Source organism: Streptomyces sp. CNS606 (assembly GCF_000426325.1).
On record NZ_AUFD01000017.1, the window covers coordinates 14,911 to 32,055 of the forward strand.

Genomic DNA, 17,145 nt, shown 5'->3' on the forward strand with positions numbered 1-17,145 from the left:
CGGATACGTCCGGCAGGGGGTTTTCTCGTGAGGTGACATCACCGGCCGACCTCAGTGCGGCCATCGGATTCTCCGCCGTCCGGGCACGCCCCTGGCAGCGGAACGGCTGGGGTCCGCTGCCAGGGGCCGACGACGACGGCAGGGTGATCGCTCAGCAGGACTGCTGCGGCCCGCTGTTCTCCGTGCCGACGCGCCCAACGGCCGTCTCGTCGCCCAGTCCCGTGCCCGCGGCGCGGGGGATGTAGCAGGCGTAGCGGGTCTTGTTGATGACCTCCAGGTGGATGTGCGCGCCGGTGTCGCCGTTCACCTGGTAGCAGGAGGAGTACCGGAACCGGCCCGTCTCGCCGAGCTTGGTCCACGGGCCGACCGTCGCGCCGACCGCGATGGTGTCCGGCTTGCGGTCGACGTGCATCACGTCCGCCCGTCCGACCACCGCGCCGGTGGCGTCGTTGCGGGCCTCCAGGCCGATGCGCCAGCCGCCGTCGGCCAGGTTCCCGGTGGCGCAGCCCGGGGTGACGGTGACCACGCGGACCGACACCGGGCTGCCCGACGCCGTCTTGCTGCCGAACGGCGAGACGACCGTGGCTCCCGGATTCTGGTAGATGTCCACCGACCAGTCGTTCAGGTAGCCCCAGTTGGAGAAGACCCGGTGGTGCGAGGACGGCGGGGTCTGGCCGAACCGGTCCCAGATGGACGGTCCCTGGATGGGCGGGTAGACGTTGATCGGGTCGGCGGCCAGCGGGCGCGCGACCTTTTCGGGCGCGTCCTGGGTGTCCGGCCCGGCTGCGGGGGAGGCGGGCGCGGCGACCAGGACCGAGGACGCGGCCAGGACGGTGACGGCGACGGCGCGGGCGAGTGCGAGGAGTCTCAAGGCTTCTCCGTGCGGTGGGGGACGACGGACCGGCGGACGGCCTGGACGGCGCCCCCGCCGCCGCAGAGTCAAGCACCGGCCCCACACCATGACCAGACGTCAGACACGCCCGCTCCGCCCGGGCGCCTCTGCTCGGAGCCGTCGCTCCGGACCGTCGGACGCGTCGGACGCGTCGGACAACGGTGATCCCCTGCCGGACACGTCCGGCAGGGGATCATCTCGACGGTTTTCGGCCGCTCCCCGCGTGAAGGGGCAGGATCGCTGCCGCGCTCACGCGGGCCGTGTCAGGACACGTCGGTGATCTTCGGCATCTCGCCTTCCGTCGTGGTGATGTCGATGACGGAGAACGCCGCGCCCTGCGGGTCTCCGAGGGAGGCGAAGCGGCCGAACGGCGTGTCCACGGGGCCGAAGTGGAGCCTCCCGCCGCTCTCGGTCGCCCTCGCGACGGCGTCGTCGCAGTCCGGCACGGTGAAGTAGACGTTGAGGTAGGGCGGGACCTCGGGCGGGAAGTCCTCGGCGTTCATCTTCATCCGGCCGAGGACGGCGTCCTCGCCGAGTGCGTAGACGTTGAAGTCCATGCCTCCGGTGTCCTCCACGTGCCGTACGCGGTACGGGAAGACGCGGGAGAAGAAGGTGTCGGCCGCCGGCGCCTCCCGGGTGTTGACCTCCGCCCAGCAGTACGCGCCGGGGACGGCCTCGGCGTCGAAGCCCTGGTGCGTGCCGGCCCGCCAGACGCCGAAGACGACGCCGCCCGGGTCGCGGACGAGCAGCATCCCGCCGAAGTCGCCGACGTCCATCGGCCCCATCAGCACCTCGCCGCCCGCGTCCCGCACCTTCTGCGCGGTCGCGTCGAGGTCGGGCGAGGCGAGGTACAGGCACCAGGCGCCGGCGCCGCCTTCCATGCCGGGCATGGTGGGCGAGACGGCGGCGACGGCCTTGCCGTCGGCGTACGCCTGCGCGTAGTCGCCGAACCGCGGGTCGGGTGCGGCGAACGTCCAGCCCAGCACGTCGCCGTAGAAGCGCTTCGCCGCATCGACGTCGTCGAACATCGCGTCGGCCCAGCAGGGGGTGCCTTCCGGTCGTACGGCCATCACTCTGCGCTCTTTCCGTATCGAGGGGCTCCCCCCTCCTTTCACGCTAGCCACGGCCCGGCGCCCTCGCACGCCGACGACCCCGCCTCCGTCGGCGGGCCTACGTCCGGGTGCCGGCAGAACCGGTCTCCGGGCCGATCCGGCGGGCGGCGGGGGCTGCGTAGGTTCGGGCGCATGCGGATCGGGATTCTGGGGACGGGGAACGTCGCGCGGGCGCTGGGAGGGGGATGGGCGGCGGCCGGGCACGAGGTGGTGCTGGGGTCGCGGGCCCCGGCGGAACGCGGGAACGCCGGGCCGGACGTACGGTCGCTCGCCGGGGCAGCGGCGCACGGTGAGGTGCTGGTGAACGCGACGCCCGGCACGGAGTCGGAAGCGGTGCTCGCGTCGCTCGCCGGGGAGGTGCGGGCCGGCACGGTGCTGGTGGACGTCGGCATCGGCTTCACGCCGGACGGCGCCCTCGCCCATCCCGGCGTGTCTCTGGGCGAACGGCTCCAGGCCGCGCATCCGGCGCTCCGGGTGGTCAAGACGCTGTGCACGGTGACCGCTTCGGTGATGCGCGATCCGGGCGGGCTGAGCGGACCGTCCACGGTGTTCCTGTCCGGCGACGACGCCGGTGCGAAGGAAGTCGTCGGCGGGCTGCTGCACGATCTCGGCTGGCCGGAGACGTCCCTCCTGGACCTCGGCGGCATCGGCACGGCACGTGGTCAGGAACACCTCGCGCTGCTCTTCCTGGGCGTGGCCGGGGCGTTGGGCTCGCACGCCTTCAACGTTCGCGTGGTGCCGGAGGCGGACACGGCGACCGTGGCGGCGGCGCGTACGGCACGGCGCTCGCGCCGGTACGCGGAGGCGGTGGCTTTCTACCGCGACGTCGTCCGCCTTCCCGTGGTCCACCTGGCCGAGGACGGTCCGGACGGGCACGGGGTGGCGATCTTCGGGCTGCCGGGCACGGCGGCGACGTACGAACTGCTGCCGGGAGACGGGTCGTTGCCGGGCGCTCGTCCGCACGAACAGCTGGTGCTGTACTTCCCGGGCCGGGCGGCCAGGGACGCCGTCGTCGGCCGGCTGACGGACGCCGGTCACGAGCCGGTCGGGCAGAACCGCTACTGGACCCTCAACGACGCCGTCACCTTCCGGGACCCCGACGGGTCCGAACTCGTCCTCGCCCCGTGGGTCTTCGGCGCGGAGCCGCCGCCCGCCCGCAGGCGGCGGGCGGGGGTCGTCACGCCGGCCACCGGACGAGGGCGCTGAAGACGAGGTACAGCACGACGACCGCGACCGGCGCCAGGACCGACACCAGCACCCGGAGCGCGGTGAAACACCGCTGCCGGGGCAGGGCCAGCTCGGGACGAGAAGGCCAACCGGGGGTGTGCGGGGCGGTCGTCCCGGTCATGCGCCCATCCAACGCCGCTCGGCGCCCCGGGGCCTGAGTCGCCGTACTCACCCGCACTCCGCCGGAGTACGGAGAGGCGGAGACCGGGGAGGGAGACCTCACGGCACCCCTCCGGTGTCAGTGGTCCGTGCGAGCGTGGTGGCATGACGACGATGCCGGACGGACGTGCCGTCCCGCCGCCGCGGGCCGACGAACGGGCCACGCTGGAGAGCTGGCTGGACTTTCACCGGGGGACCCTGCCGCTGAAGTGCGCCGGTCTGGACGACGCGCAGCTCCGGCGTGCCTCCGTGGAGCCGTCGTCCATGACGCTGCTGGGTCTGGTCCAGCACCTGGCGGAGGTCGAACGAAACTGGTTCCAGCGGGTGTTCGCCGGCTCTCCGGTGGACCGGGTGTACGAGGAAGGTCCGCACGGCTTCACGCTGTCGGCCGGTCGGGGGATCGACGAGGCGCTGGCCGTCTGGCGCGCGGAGGTCGCACGGAGCCGCGCCGCGATCGCCGACGCGTCGCTGGACGACTGCGGCACGCTGTCCGCCGCGGAGGCCGCGCACCTCGGCGGTGACGCCAAGGTCTCCCTGCGCTGGATCCTGGTCCACATGATCGAGGAGTACGCCCGCCACAACGGCCACGCCGACCTGCTCCGCGAACGCCTCGACGGCGCCACGGGGACGTGAGACGAGCACCGACACCGTGATGCAGTGCCGCTCGTGCGGATACGACTTCCGTCGGATGCCGCAGCAGGACACCCGCACCGGTCCCGTGCAAGGAGGCCCCGGCCGCGGCTGGGGCCGGGAACGCTCCGGGCGGTGAGCCCCCGTCACGCCGGCACGGACGGCCGCCCCTGCGCCGGGCGTCGGGCGCGGCCGCCGGGGTGGCGGTGGCGATGCAGCCAGAAGACGGTGCAGGAGACGAGGGACCAGGCGGCCAGGCAGGCGTACGGCTGCGGATGGAGGGTGCCGGGGAAGTAGACGGCCGTGTGCTGGGCGTTGACGGAGGCGCCGGGCGGGAGCCAGCGGCCGACGGTACCGAACGGGGACGGCAGCAGGGGCCAGGACACCGCGCCTCCGGAGGAGGGGTTGCCGAGGAGCACCATCAGGCCCCAGGTGGGGAGGACCGCCCAGCGGCCGAAGAGGGCCTGGAACATCGTGAAGACCATGCCGGACGTGAACATCGTCAGGGAGAGGATCAGCCACGCGTGCGCGAACGGCAGGCGCACCGCGGCGAGCAGCCAGTCGACGACGGCGGCGATGGTGAAGCCGCCGAGCACCGCGTACCCGGCGGTGAAGGCGATGCGTTCGGCCGGGTCCAGGGCCTTGGCGTGGACGCCGAGCTGGATGGCGCCGACGAAGCCGATGATCACGGCGGCCAGGGAGATGTAGAAGAGCGCGAGGCCGCGCGGGTCGCCGGGCTGGAGCGGATGGAGATCCCGCACCCGGACCGGGACGCCGACGGCGTCTCCCGCCTTGGGCCCGGCCTCCCGCAGCAGCAGCGCCACGGACGAGCCGGCGGCGCCCGCCACGTCCAGCTCGACGCCCCGCTCGCGGGAGAGCCGGATGATCGCGAAGACCTCCTGCGCCTTCATCGCGCTGCGCGCCGCGTCGTAGGAGGGGAGTCGGTGCAGGGTGAGCGAGGAGTCGAGCCGCTGCTCCAGGGCACGGACGAAAGCGGTACGCCGCACGCCCGGGTCGGCCTCGCCGACGACGGCCGTGGGGACGTGACGCGGGGCGGGGTCGGCCATGGCGTAGGTGTAGGAGCCGGCGAAGAGGCCGGCCCCGGCGGCCACGATCAGCGAGATCACCACGGCCGGGAGGAAGGGGGACGCGCGGAACGCCGCCCACCAGCCGCGCGGGCCCCGCCGTGCCCCCGGCGTTCCAGCTTCCTCCGGCGCTCCCGGCCCTCCCGGCGTCGCCGGTTCCTTCCGTGCCTCCGGCGCACCCGCACCGTCCGGGTCCTCCGGTGTCCCCGCCGCGTCCCGCTCCTCGTCGCTCACCCGGATCACCGTAAAGGGGATCTACGGGATGTTCCGGTAGCGGCAGGGAGCGGTTCTGCGGGGACGCGGCGGCGCCGCGCGGGGGGCTGCGGCCCGGAATTGATTCGCCACCCGAATCCGCGAGGTGCGATCCTGGGGTCCGTATGTCCAGATCTCCTGCCGCCGCCCCGACGCTCCCCGCCCTGCTGGAGCGCCTGCCCGAGCTGATGCTGCGCGACCAGCAGCGGCTGGGGCGCCGTCTCGACGGCGCGCGCCGCATCCGCAAGCCGGAGGCGCGGGACGCCGTGCTCCGCGAGATCGCGGACGCGATGGACGTCTCCGAGCTGCGGGTCGCCTCCCGCCGGGACGCGGTGCCGGCGATCACCTACCCCGAGCAGCTCCCGGTCAGCCAGAAGAAGGGCGCGATCCTGGAGGCGATCCGCGACCACCAGGTCGTGATCGTCGCCGGTGAGACGGGTTCCGGCAAGACCACGCAGATCCCGAAGATCTGCTTGGAGCTGGGCCGCGGCCTGCGCGGCACCATCGGTCACACCCAGCCGCGCCGCATCGCGGCCCGCACGGTCGCGGAGCGCGTGGCGGAGGAGCTGAAGTCGCCGCTGGGCGAGACGGTGGGCTGGAAGGTCCGCTTCACCGACCAGGTGAAGGACCACACGCTGGTCAAGCTGATGACGGACGGCATCCTGCTGGCCGAGATCCAGACCGACGGCGAGCTGCGCCAGTACGACACCCTGATCATCGACGAGGCGCACGAACGCAGCCTCAACATCGACTTCCTCCTCGGCTACCTCGCGCAGCTCCTGCCCCGCCGCCCCGATCTCAAGGTCGTGATCACCTCCGCGACCATCGACCCCGAGCGGTTCTCCCGCCATTTCGGCGACGCCCCGATCGTCGAGGTCAGCGGCCGCACGTACCCGGTGGAGGTGCGGTACCGGCCGCTGCTGGAGGAGGACTCCGACGAGAAGGACCGCGACCAGGTCACCGCGATCTGCGACGCCGTCGACGAGCTCCAGGCCGAGGGCCCCGGCGACGTGCTGGTCTTCCTCTCCGGCGAACGCGAGATCCGCGACACCGCCGACGCGCTGAACAAGAAGAAGCTGAGACAGACCGAGGTGCTGCCGCTGTACGCGCGCCTCTCGCACGCCGAGCAGCACCGCGTCTTCCAGCGCCATTCCGGACGCCGCATCGTTCTCGCCACCAACGTCGCGGAGACGTCGCTGACCGTCCCCGGCATCAAGTACGTGATCGACCCGGGCACCGCCCGCATCTCGCGCTACAGCCACCGCACCAAGGTGCAGCGCCTTCCCATCGAAGCCGTCTCGCAGGCCAGCGCCAACCAGCGCAAGGGCCGCTGCGGCCGTACGTCGGACGGCATCTGCATCCGGCTGTACTCGGAGGACGACTTCCTCTCCCGCCCCGAGTTCACCGACGCCGAGATCCTGCGGACCAACCTGGCCTCCGTCATCCTCCAGATGACCGCGGCCGGTCTGGGCGACATCGAGAAGTTCCCCTTCATCGACCCGCCGGACCACCGCAGCATCAAGGCCGGGGTGCAGCTGCTGGAGGAACTGCACGCGCTGGACGCGCGGCAGAAGGACCCGCGCAAGCGCCTGACGAGGACCGGCCGGCAGCTCGCCCAGCTCCCGGTCGACCCGCGGCTGGCGCGCATGGTGCTGGAGGCGGACCGCAACGGGTGTGTCCGCGAGGTCATGGTCATCGCCGCCGCGCTGTCCCTCCAGGACCCGCGCGAACGGCCGTCGGACAAGCAGCAGCAGGCCGACCAGCAACACGCCCGCTTCAAGGACGAGGGCAGCGACTTCCTCGCGTTCCTCAACCTGTGGCGCTACGTGCGCGAGCAGCAGAAGGCGCTGTCGTCGTCCGCGTTCCGCCGGATGTGCAGGTCGGAGTACCTCAACTACCTGCGCATACGCGAGTGGCAGGACATCTACGCCCAGCTCCGACAGGTGGTGAAGCAGCTCGGCATCCAGATCGGCGAGCCGAAGGACGAGGTGGACGCGACGGCCGTGCACCAGTCGCTGCTGGCGGGCCTGCTGTCGCATGTGGGGCTCAAGGAGACCGAGAAGAACGAGTACCTGGGGGCGCGGAGCGCGAAGTTCGCGATGTTCCCCGGGTCCGCGCTGTTCCGGAAGCCGCCGCGCTGGGTGATGTCGGCGGAGCTGGTGGAGACCTCGCGGCTGTGGGCACGGGTCAACGCGAAGATCGAGCCGGAATGGGTCGAGCCGCTCGCGCAGCACCTCGTCAAACGCACCTACAGCGAGCCGCACTGGGAGCAGAAGCAGGCCGCGGTCATGGCGTACGAGCGAGTCACGCTGTACGGCGTGCCGCTCGTCGCGCAGCGCAAGGTCAACTACGGCCGCATCGACCCCGAGACCTGCCGCGACCTGTTCATCCGGAACGCGCTGGTGGAGGGCGACTGGCGCACCCACCACCAGTTCTTCGGCGAGAACCGGAAGCTTCTGGAGGAGGTCGAGGAGCTCGAACACCGGGCGCGGCGCCGCGACATCCTGGTCGACGACGAGACGCTCTACGACTTCTACGACCAGCGTGTGCCCGAACACGTCGTGTCGGGGGCGCACTTCGACTCCTGGTGGAAGACGAAGCGCCGGGACGAGCCGGACCTGCTGAACTTCGAGAAGTCCATGCTCATCAACGAGCAGGCGGAGCAGGTCACCGAGGCCGACTATCCGGACGTGTGGCACCAGGGGCGGCTGCGCTTCCCCGTGACGTACCAGTTCGAGCCGGGCACGGCCGCGCCGGGGACGGACGCCGACGGCGTGACCGTGCACGTGCCGCTGCACGTGCTGAACCAGGTGACGTCGGAGGGGTTCGACTGGCAGATCCCCGGCCTGCGCGAGCAGTTGGTCACCGAGCTGATCCGGTCGCTGCCCAAGCCGATCCGCCGCAACTACGTGCCGGCGCCGAACTTCGCGCAGCGCTTCCTCGGCCTGTGGGGGCCGGACGGCGCGTACGGGCCGGACGGCGGGCCGCCCCTGGAGCGGTCGCTGACGGCGGTGCTGGCGCAGGAGCTGCAGCGCATGGTGGGCGTCCGGATCGCCCAGGAGGACTTCGACCGTGCGAAGGTCCCCGACCACCTGAAGATCACCTTCCGGGTGACCGACGAGCGCCGCCGCAGGCTGGCCGAGGACAAGGACCTGGAGGCGCTGCGGCTGCGGCTGAAGGGGAAGACGAAGGCGGCGCTGTCCAAGGCGTTCGACTCTTCCGCGCGGGGGCGCGGACGGGGCGAGGGGCGTAGCGGGCGTGGCGGAGGCGGCGGAGGCGCCGGGCGTGACGGCAGCGCCGGGCGGCGGGACGGTGACGAGGCGGGCCTCGCTGCGGACGCCGGGACGGCCACCGAGCCGGGGCTCGGACGGCGCAGCGGCCTGACGACGTGGACGCTGGGCACGCTGCCCCGCACCTTCGAGACCCGACGCGCCGGCCAGCCGGTCCGGGCGTACCCGGCGCTGGTGGACGACGGGGACTCGGTGTCCGTGCAGCTCTTCGACACCGTGCACGAGCAGCAGGCCGCGATGTGGCGCGGGACGCGGCGGCTGATCCTGCTCAACCTGCCCTCCGACCCGGCGAAGTTCGCCCAGTCGCAGCTCGACAACCGGCAGAAGCTCGCCCTGTCCCGGTCCCCGCACGGCAGCGTGCAGGCGCTCTTCGAGGACTGCGTACGGGCTTCAGCGGACCGGCTGGTCGCCGTGCACGGCGGACCGGCCTGGGACGAGGAGGCGTGGCGCAAGCTGTTCGACGCGGTGCGCGCCGACCTGGTCGAGGCGACGCTGCGGACCGTCCAGCAGGTGCAGCAGGTGCTGGCCGCGTGGCACTCGTGCGAGCAGCGGCTCCGCTCGATCACGAGCCCGGTGCTGGTGGCCTCGCTGACCGACGTGCGGGAGCAGTTGGCCGCGCTGGTCTGCGACGGCTTCGTCACGCAGCACGGGGCGGGCCGGCTGCCCGACCTGATGCGGTACCTCGTCGCGGCGGACCGGCGGCTCCAGCAGCTTCCGCAGCACGCGGAACGCGACCGGGCGCGGATGGCGAAGGTCCAGGAGATGCGGGACGAGTACCTGTGGCTGCTCGAGCAGTTCCCGGCCGGGAGGCCGGTGCCGAAGGAGGCCCGCGACATCCGCTGGATGCTCGAGGAACTGCGCGTCAGTTACTTCGCGCACGCGCTGGGCACGGCGTATCCGGTGTCCGACAAGCGGATCATGAAGGCGGTGGACGCGGCGGTGCCGCAGGCGCGTTAGGGCCGCTGCGGCGGGCCTGGTGGGGGTCGTCCGAACGGATTCGCGTGGCGGGGCTGAGCTGGGGTAGAGTCTGGCTCGCGCCGCACGGGCCCCGGGTCCGGGTCGGCGAACCATCCAGGTCCTGTGGAGCAGTTTGGAGTGCTCGCCACCCTGTCAAGGTGGAGGCCGCGGGTTCAAATCCCGTCAGGACCGCGTTGCAGGCAGTGGCCCGCTTCCCTTTGTGGGGGCGGGCCGTTGTCGTGTGTGCGGGCCTGGGGTGTGGGTCGGGGGCGTGGGCTGCGGTCCGGGCCGACGACCCGGAAACCCATGATGTACGGGCCGCGTTCTCGGCGAACGGCGGGCACGACTCGTACTTCGCGGCCCACACATCACGGGCAAGTGTTTCCGGGCGCATCGACCCTGCCCTCCGCCCACGCCCCCTCACGTCCATGGCGGGTGCGGGCTCCACGTCCACGGCGGGTGCCAGCCGCCCTCGCCGCGCCCCTCCCGCTCTGTGGGAAGGGCTCACGCCGAGTTCGGGGAGGACCCAGCCCGTGTCTCAGTAGGGGGCGGGCGGGGCGGCCGGCGAGGGGGTGGGGCTTGACGGGGTGCGACCGGGGCGGTACGTAACGTGGCAGGGAGGTGTGCGCCATGACGACAGCTCCGGACGGCGACTCCGGTCCCCGCCGCGCGCGGCACGAGACGCGGGCGCTGCTGCGCGCCCACCTGGCGGCCGCGAGCCGTTACCGGCACTCCACGCGCCAGTGTCCGGTCTGCCACCGGCTGCTGCGCCTCGCGCTGGAGGGTGCAGAGGACCGAAGTCCCTTCACCAAGTGACGGAAGAACCCCCGCCCGACGGGCCGTTCCCACTATCGTGGAGTCCGGGCGGGGACAAGACCCCGGTGGTGTGACGGGACTCACCGAAAATGTTGGCCTCGCGGTGCAACTGACGCACCCCTGGCGGGTCGTCGATTTTATATGTGCAATTGCACTGCGCGGGGAAGGTGGTGGCGTGCACCGTCAACTCCCTCTGCAGAGGCTGGAGTCGGGTTCCCCGGAAGGGCAAACGCAATCGCGCTGGGCCCGGCGGAGCCCAGCGCGATGTCGTCGCACTGCTTGGCGTCCTGCGGGTGGGGGACCCGAAAGACGCCCGATTATGCGGTTATTTCGCTTCCCGTCCTGAAGATTCAGGCCTCGCTGCGCTGCTGCGGGATGCCCGCGAGCAGGGCGCGGACCTCCGCCTCGCGGTAGCGGCGGTGCCCTCCGAGCGTGCGGATCGACGTGAGCTTGCCGGCCTTGGCCCAGCGCGTGACCGTCTTCGGGTCCACGCGGAACATGGTGGCGACCTCAGCCGGGGTCAGCAGCGGCTCGGCATCAGGGGTGCGAGCGGTCATGAGCGGCCTCCTCGGGAGAACCGAACCATACGGTTCTTTCCTCTAAATTCTGCACCTTGACCCGCGTTGCCCGAAATGGCGCGCGCGGGTCGAGTCGGTTATAGGACGAACGGCTTGTCCTCGGCACTACAACTACACCATCTGTCCAGCCACGTCGGCCAAACCGATGGAATTGCCCTCTCAGGCGTGCAACCTCGGCGGATGCCGATGGACCGTGCCATAGCGGACAGTTACGCCCCTGTGACGATGGGTCACAAGGTGGTCAGGTGTCATAAGACCTACCAAGGAGTGCAACTCTGATCTTTCTACCCCTAGTGGGACAGAAGGACCCCCTCCGGACTCGTTGTCCTATTTTGACACGAGGAGTGGGTCTGAGAGCAAGACCCGGAAAACGTGCTTTCCATCACCTTGTGCCGATAGCCCGGTTCAGGACATTGGTCCCGATCGGCGTCAGTTCGCGAACTGGAGGTCGCGGACCGCTCGCCAGCGCTCCGTCAGCCGCTCGTACGCCTCGTTGGCCGCCTCCGCGTCCCCCTCGCGCAGCGCCGCGACGCCTGCCGCCACGTCCGCCGCGGAGTGGTCCTCGGCGAGCTGCTCCTCGGGGATCACGTGCGCGAGACCGCCGTAATCCAGTTCGACGAGTGACCTCGGATGGAACTCCTCCAGCCAGCGGCCCACGTCGACCAGACCCTCGACGAGCGGTCCGTCCTCCAGCTCCTCGCGGAGCACCTTCAGGCCGCGGGCGAGGCGACGCCGCGCCTCCACCATGGGCGTCCGGTACCGGAGAACGGACTGCTGACTTCCGCTCTCCTCACCGCTTTCCGGCTTCGCAAACTCCCTTTCTTCGTCCGTGAAGAGTGCGAACCACCGCACGGGCACGTGCCACAGCGCGGAACGGATCCACGGCCGGGCGTCCGGGTTCCGCTCCCGCCACCGGTCGTAGTCGGCCATCGCCTGCCGCCGCACGACGGGCGGGACGGCGGCGTCCAGCACCGGACCGGGCATCTGCGGCACCAGGGGGCCCGCCGGAGTGGAGAGCCCACCCAGGGCCTGCCAGCCGCGCAGCCGGGTCCGCCAGGGGCAGACGCAGGTGACGCCGTCGACGTCGGTGACGAACGCCTCCGCGCTCTCCCGGACGGGCACCACCACCGGCGGCACCGGCAGCAGGTCGGCGAGCGCGCGCCGCAGCTCGTCCTGGGCCGTGGGCAGCCTCTTCCGGCGCGCGTAGCGCGCCCAGTGCGCGCGCTCGGCCTCCGGGAACGCGGCCAGCGGCTCGTACACCCGCAGGTAGGCCGCGTACGGAATCACTGCCGCGGGGCTCTGCCGCACGCTCTCTCCTCCACGTCTTTCGCTCCCCCGCCGGACGGGGCGGACGACTTCCTCACACGATCGTGTCACCGTCGGCGGTCCTCCCGTGCCCCGACAGGTCGTACCCTGCTGCCGAAAGATGACAGCATCGCCCTCCTCCCACCCCTCAGGAGGGCGACCCCTCCGCGACTACAGGAGTCACCACCGTGACTGACGTACGTCCTCACTCCGCCAACGACGACGGAGTGCTGCACACCCTCTTCCGCTCCGAACAGGGCGGACACGAGCAGGTCGTGCTGTGCCAGGACCGGGACAGCGGCCTCCGCGCCGTGATCGCCGTGCACTCGACCGCCCTGGGCCCCGCCCTCGGCGGCACCCGCTTCCACGCCTACGCCTCCGACGCGGACGCCGTCAGCGACGCGCTGAACCTGTCGCGCGGCATGTCGTACAAGAACGCCCTCGCCGGCCTGGAGCACGGCGGCGGCAAGGCCGTCATCATCGGCGACCCGGACAAGCTGAAGTCCGAGGAACTGCTCGAGGCCTACGGCCGCTTCGTCGCGTCGCTCGGCGGCCGGTACGTCACCGCCTGCGACGTCGGCACCTACGTGCAGGACATGGACGTCGTCGCCCGCACCAACCAGTGGACGACCGGCCGCTCCCCCGAGAACGGCGGCGCCGGCGACTCCTCCGTGCTCACCGCGTTCGGCGTCTTCCAGGGCATGCGGGCCAGCGCCCAGCACCTGTGGGGCGAGCCCACGCTGCGCGGCCGCAGGGTCGGTATCGCCGGCGTCGGCAAGGTCGGCCACCACCTGGTGGGGCACCTGGTCGAGGACGGCGCCGAGGTCGTCGTCACGGACGTCCGCGAGGAGTCGGTCGAGCGGGTCCGCGCCGCGCACCCCTCGATCACCGTGGTCGCCGACACCGCCACCCTGATCCACACCGAGGGCCTCGACGTGTACGCGCCGTGCGCCCTGGGCGGCGCCCTCAACGACGCCACGGTCCCGACGCTCACCGCGAAGATCGTCTGCGGTGCCGCCAACAACCAGCTCGCCCACCCGGGCGTGGAGAAGGACCTCGCCCAGCGCGGCATCCTCTACGCCCCGGACTACGTGGTGAACGCCGGTGGCGTGATCCAGGTAGCGGACGAGCTGCACGGCTTCGACTTCGCACGTGCCAAGGCAAAGGCGACGGGCATTCTGGACACCACGCTGGCGATCTTCGAGCGGGCCGCGCGGGACGACGTGCCGCCGGCCGTCGCCGCCGACCGGATCGCGGAGCAGCGCATGGCGGAGGCCCGCTGACGCTCCGCGACCGCCCGCACCTGCTCCCCGCGGGTGGTGGGTGCCGGGCGGTCGCGGCCGGTGCCCGCCGGGCGGCGGGGAGCCGCCCGGCGGCCCGGCGGCCCGGCGGCCCGGCGGCCCGGCGAGAGCCTTCTCACGCACCCCTGGGCGGGTCGTGCGATGTGCAGAAGGTAAAATCCCCGTTGACCAGTGGGAAACGGGTCACCAGGCGAGGCGGCGAGCGGCCGCGCCGTGCGGGCGACGTACCGTACGGCAGCGGAAGCAGGTACCGTTGAAGCCACACGGACCGGTCTCTCCCTCGAGAGACCGCACGTCCGCTGCCGAATGATGAACGCGTGTCAAGACTCTGGGGCCGTCGAGCCCCGTCGTTGAGGGGGTCGAGCCATGGGGCGCGGCCGGGCCAAGGCCAAGCAGACGAAGGTCGCCCGCCAGCTGAAGTACAACAGCGGTGGGACGGACCTCACGCGTCTGGCCGAGGAGCTGGGCGCATCGACGTCGAACCAGCAGCCGCCGAACGGCGAGCGGTTCGAGGACGATGAGCTGGACGACGACCCGTACGCACAGTACGCGGATCTGTACAACGACGACGAGGACGACGAGGACGACGAGTCCTCCCGCTCCGAGTCGCAGCGGCGTCGCGCCTGAGCACGACGCGCGCGGCAAGCGGCGCCCGGCTTCCCCGAGCGCCACGGCCCTGAGCCACACACCCGGTCCGGCCTCCGCCGGACCGGGTTCTGTGCTGCCCGCCGCCGAGCGGCGAACCGCCCCTGCCGACAGGCCGCGAGCGCGTCAGGCTCCGGGGTGGTCGCCGGTCAGGGTGACGGCCTCGGCGCGGTCGCCGCGCTCGGTCACCTCGCCCGCCACCCAGGCGTCGACACCCCGCGCGGACAGGGTGCTCAACGTGGCGCCGACCGCGGACTGCGGGACGACGGCGACCATGCCGACGCCCATGTTCAGCGTCTTCTCCAGCTCCGCGCGCGCGACTCCGCCCAGTGCGCCGACCAGGCCGAACACCGGGCCCGGCGTCCAGGTCGCGCGGTCGATGCGGGCGTGCAGCCCGTCCGGGATCACCCGGGCCAGGTTGGCGGCCAGCCCGCCTCCGGTGACGTGCGAGAAGGCGTGCACCTCGGTGGTGCGGGCCAGCGCCAGGCAGTCCAGCGAGTAGATCTTGGTGGGCTCCAGCAGCTCCTCGCCGAGGGTGCGCCCGAAGTCCTCCACCTGCCGGTCGAGGGACCAGCCGGCACGGTCGAAAAGCACATGGCGGACGAGCGAGTACCCGTTCGAGTGAAGACCGGACGACGCCATGGCGAGGACGGCATCCCCCGAACGGATGCGATCGGCTCCCAGCAGGGCGTCCGCCTCGACCACACCGGTGCCCGCGCCCGCGACGTCGTACTCGTCCTCGCCCAGCAGGCCCGGGTGCTCGGCGGTCTCCCCGCCGACCAGCGCGCAGCCGGCCAGCACACAGCCCTCCGCGATGCCCTTGACGATCTGCGAGACCCGGTGCGGGTCGACCTTGCCGACGCAGATGTAATCGGTCATGAACAGCGGCTCGGCGCCGCACACGACGAGGTCGTCCACCACCATCGCCACCAGGTCGTGGCCGATCGAGTCGTGGATGTCCATGCGCCGGGCGATGTCGACCTTGGTGCCCACGCCGTCGGTGGCGGACGCGAGCAGCGGCCGCTCGTACCGCTTGAGGACGGAGGCGTCGAAGAGCCCGGCGAAGCCGCCGAGGCCGCCCAGGGACTCCGGGCGCTGCGCCTTCTTCACCCACTCCTTCATCAGGTCGACGGCGCGGTCGCCCGCTTCGATGTCGACGCCGGCGGCGGCGTAGCTGGCGCCTTCGGCGCCGGCGGCACCGGTGGACTCGGCGGTCATGACGGGTTCTCCCGGCTCGTTTCGGGTGAGGGGTGCGGAGTCTGGACGGGTCGGGCCGGCGGGGGCGGCGTTCACGGGCGGCGCAGGGCGTCGGCACCGCCGACCCCGGCGGTCATCGAGTTCACGCCGTCCGAGTCGGTACGCGCGGGGGCCGCGGCGCCGTCGGGCTCCAGCAGGTGCTTGCCCAGCAGTTCGGGGTCGGGCAGGTCCATCGGGTACTCGCCGTCGAAGCAGGCCCGGCACAGGTTGGGCTTGGCGATCGTCGTCGCCTCGGTCATGCCGTCGAGGGAGATGTACGCGAGCGAGTCGGCGCCCAGCGAGGTGCCGATCTCGTCGACGGTGAGCCCGTTGGCGATCAGCTCGGCGCGGTTGGCGAAGTCGATGCCGAAGAAGCACGGCCACTTGATGGGCGGGCTGCTGATCCGTACGTGGACCTCGGCGGCGCCCGCCTCGCGCAGCATCCGCACCAGCGCCCGCTGCGTGTTCCCGCGGACGATCGAGTCGTCCACGACGACCAGGCGCTTGCCGCGGATGACCTCCTTCAGCGGGTTCAGCTTGAGACGGATGCCCAGCTGCCGGATGGTCTGCGAGGGCTGGATGAACGTGCGGCCGACGTAGGAGTTCTTGACCAGGCCGCGGCCGTAGGGGATGCCGCTCGCCTCGGCGTAGCCGATGGCGGCCGGAATGCCGGACTCCGGGGTCGCTATCACCAGGTCGGCGTCGGCCGGTGCCTCCTCGGCGAGTCGACGGCCCATCTCCACGCGGGAGAGGTGGACGTTGCGGCCCGCGATGTCGGTGTCGGGGCGGGCCAGGTACACGTACTCGAAGACACAGCCCTTCGGCTTCGCATCCGCGAAGCGCGTGGAGCGCAGTCCGTCCTCGTCCACGGCGATCATCTCGCCGGGTTCGATCTCGCGGATGAACGAGGCGCCGCAGATGTCCAGGGCGGCCGTCTCGGAGGCGACCACCCAGCCGCGCTCCAGCCGTCCGAGGACCAGCGGGCGGATGCCCTGCGGGTCGCGGGCGGCGTAGAGGGTGTGCTCGTCCATGAAGCAGAACGAGAACGCGCCCTGGACCTTGGGCAGCACCAGCCGGGCGGCCTGCTCGACGGTGAGGGGGTCGCCGTTCTCGTCGGTCTGGCCCGCGAGCAGCGCGGTGACCAGATCGGTGTCATTGGTGGCGGCGACCTGCGTGGCGCGGCCGCCCCTCCGGCCGTCGGCGAGCTTCGCGACCAGCTCCGCCAGTTCGGCGGTGTTGACCAGGTTGCCGTTGTGGCCGAGCGCGATGGAGCCGTGCGCGGTGGCGCGGAACGTCGGCTGGGCGTTCTCCCACACGGACGCGCCGGTCGTCGAATACCGGGCGTGGCCCACGGCGATGTGCCCTCTGAGGGAGCCGAGGGAGGTCTCGTCGAAGACCTGCGAGACCAGTCCCATGTCCTTGAAGACGAGGATCTGGGAGCCGTTGCTCACCGCGATGCCCGCGGACTCCTGTCCACGGTGCTGGAGCGCGTACAGCCCGTAATAGGTCAGCTTCGCGACCTCCTCACCCGGAGCCCAGACCCCGAAGACGCCGCATGCGTCCTGGGGACCCTTCTCGCCGGGGAGCAGGTCGTGGTTGAGTCGTCCGTCACCACGTGGCACGTCCACGAGTCTAGGCCAGGCGAGGGAGTGGGCCGAAT

Annotated in this window: 14 protein-coding genes and 1 tRNA gene; 7 read left to right on the forward strand and 8 right to left on the reverse strand. The window is 71.8% G+C overall.

Annotated features, from left to right (window positions below; translation table 11 throughout):
- Window positions 1–151: 151 nt before the first annotated feature.
- Window positions 152–871, reverse strand: coding sequence for a hypothetical protein (locus K304_RS28895; RefSeq protein WP_051308425.1), 720 nt, complete (start codon window positions 869–871; stop codon window positions 152–154).
- Between the two features lie 284 nt (window positions 872–1,155).
- Window positions 1,156–1,962, reverse strand: coding sequence for a VOC family protein (locus K304_RS0113520; protein WP_027764184.1), 807 nt, complete (start codon window positions 1,960–1,962; stop codon window positions 1,156–1,158).
- A 174-nt stretch (window positions 1,963–2,136) separates the two neighbouring features.
- Here K304_RS0113520 and K304_RS32130 point away from each other — a divergent pair, with 174 nt between their 5' ends.
- Complete coding sequence (locus K304_RS32130) at window positions 2,137–3,210, forward strand: NAD(P)-binding domain-containing protein (RefSeq protein WP_078529049.1); 1,074 nt, start codon at window positions 2,137–2,139, stop codon at window positions 3,208–3,210.
- Here K304_RS32130 and K304_RS33355 read toward each other — a convergent pair.
- Window positions 3,182–3,352, reverse strand: a complete 171-nt coding sequence (locus K304_RS33355) for a hypothetical protein (RefSeq protein ID WP_158687340.1) — start codon at window positions 3,350–3,352, stop codon at window positions 3,182–3,184. The genes K304_RS32130 and K304_RS33355 overlap by 29 nt on opposite strands.
- A 143-nt stretch (window positions 3,353–3,495) precedes the next feature.
- Between K304_RS33355 and K304_RS0113535 the strand changes: the two genes are divergently transcribed.
- A complete protein-coding gene (locus tag K304_RS0113535) occupies window positions 3,496–4,023 on the forward strand; it encodes a DinB family protein (protein ID WP_027764185.1) in 528 nt (175 codons plus the stop codon).
- Window positions 4,024–4,166: 143 nt separating this feature from the next.
- On the opposite strand, the gene K304_RS28905 is transcribed toward K304_RS0113535, so the two are convergent.
- Window positions 4,167–5,339, reverse strand: coding sequence for a hypothetical protein (locus K304_RS28905; protein ID WP_051308426.1), 1,173 nt, complete (start codon window positions 5,337–5,339; stop codon window positions 4,167–4,169).
- A gap of 143 nt (window positions 5,340–5,482) precedes the next feature.
- Between K304_RS28905 and hrpA the strand changes: the two genes are divergently transcribed.
- From hrpA to K304_RS28910, 3 genes are all read left to right on the forward strand, one after another.
- Window positions 5,483–9,604 carry an ATP-dependent RNA helicase HrpA gene (gene hrpA / locus K304_RS0113545; protein WP_027764186.1) on the forward strand — a complete coding sequence of 1,374 codons (4,122 nt, stop codon included), beginning with the start codon at window positions 5,483–5,485 and terminating at the stop codon, window positions 9,602–9,604.
- Between the two features lie 117 nt (window positions 9,605–9,721).
- A tRNA-Asp gene (locus K304_RS0113550) sits at window positions 9,722–9,796 on the forward strand.
- A 438-nt stretch (window positions 9,797–10,234) separates the two neighbouring features.
- Window positions 10,235–10,420 (forward strand): DUF6274 family protein, encoded by a 186-nt coding sequence (locus K304_RS28910; RefSeq protein WP_037790357.1) that lies wholly within the window; start codon window positions 10,235–10,237, stop codon window positions 10,418–10,420.
- A 350-nt stretch (window positions 10,421–10,770) separates the two neighbouring features.
- Here the strand turns inward: K304_RS28910 and bldC are convergent, their stop codons facing one another.
- Window positions 10,771–10,977: a developmental transcriptional regulator BldC gene (gene bldC, locus K304_RS0113560; protein ID WP_003949541.1), complete on the reverse strand. Its 207-nt coding sequence runs from the start codon at window positions 10,975–10,977 to the stop codon at window positions 10,771–10,773.
- 450 nt (window positions 10,978–11,427) lie between these two features.
- On the reverse strand, window positions 11,428–12,306 hold the full coding sequence (locus K304_RS0113565) for a DUF8083 family protein (protein WP_027764187.1): 879 nt from the start codon (window positions 12,304–12,306) through the stop codon (window positions 11,428–11,430).
- A 185-nt stretch (window positions 12,307–12,491) separates the two neighbouring features.
- Between K304_RS0113565 and K304_RS0113570 the strand changes: the two genes are divergently transcribed.
- Both K304_RS0113570 and K304_RS0113575 read left to right on the forward strand, forming a co-directional pair.
- Window positions 12,492–13,586 carry a Glu/Leu/Phe/Val dehydrogenase dimerization domain-containing protein gene (locus tag K304_RS0113570; protein WP_027764188.1) on the forward strand — a complete coding sequence of 365 codons (1,095 nt, stop codon included), beginning with the start codon at window positions 12,492–12,494 and terminating at the stop codon, window positions 13,584–13,586.
- Window positions 13,587–13,970: 384 nt separating this feature from the next.
- Complete coding sequence (locus K304_RS0113575; protein WP_027764189.1) at window positions 13,971–14,231, forward strand: DUF3073 domain-containing protein; 261 nt, start codon at window positions 13,971–13,973, stop codon at window positions 14,229–14,231.
- A 144-nt stretch (window positions 14,232–14,375) separates the two neighbouring features.
- Here the strand turns inward: K304_RS0113575 and purM are convergent, their stop codons facing one another.
- Window positions 14,376–15,467: a phosphoribosylformylglycinamidine cyclo-ligase gene (gene purM, locus K304_RS0113580; RefSeq protein ID WP_027764190.1), complete on the reverse strand. Its 1,092-nt coding sequence runs from the start codon at window positions 15,465–15,467 to the stop codon at window positions 14,376–14,378.
- Between the two features lie 71 nt (window positions 15,468–15,538).
- Window positions 15,539–17,107 carry an amidophosphoribosyltransferase gene (purF, locus tag K304_RS0113585; protein ID WP_027764191.1) on the reverse strand — a complete coding sequence of 523 codons (1,569 nt, stop codon included), beginning with the start codon at window positions 17,105–17,107 and terminating at the stop codon, window positions 15,539–15,541.
- Window positions 17,108–17,145 lie beyond the last annotated feature (38 nt).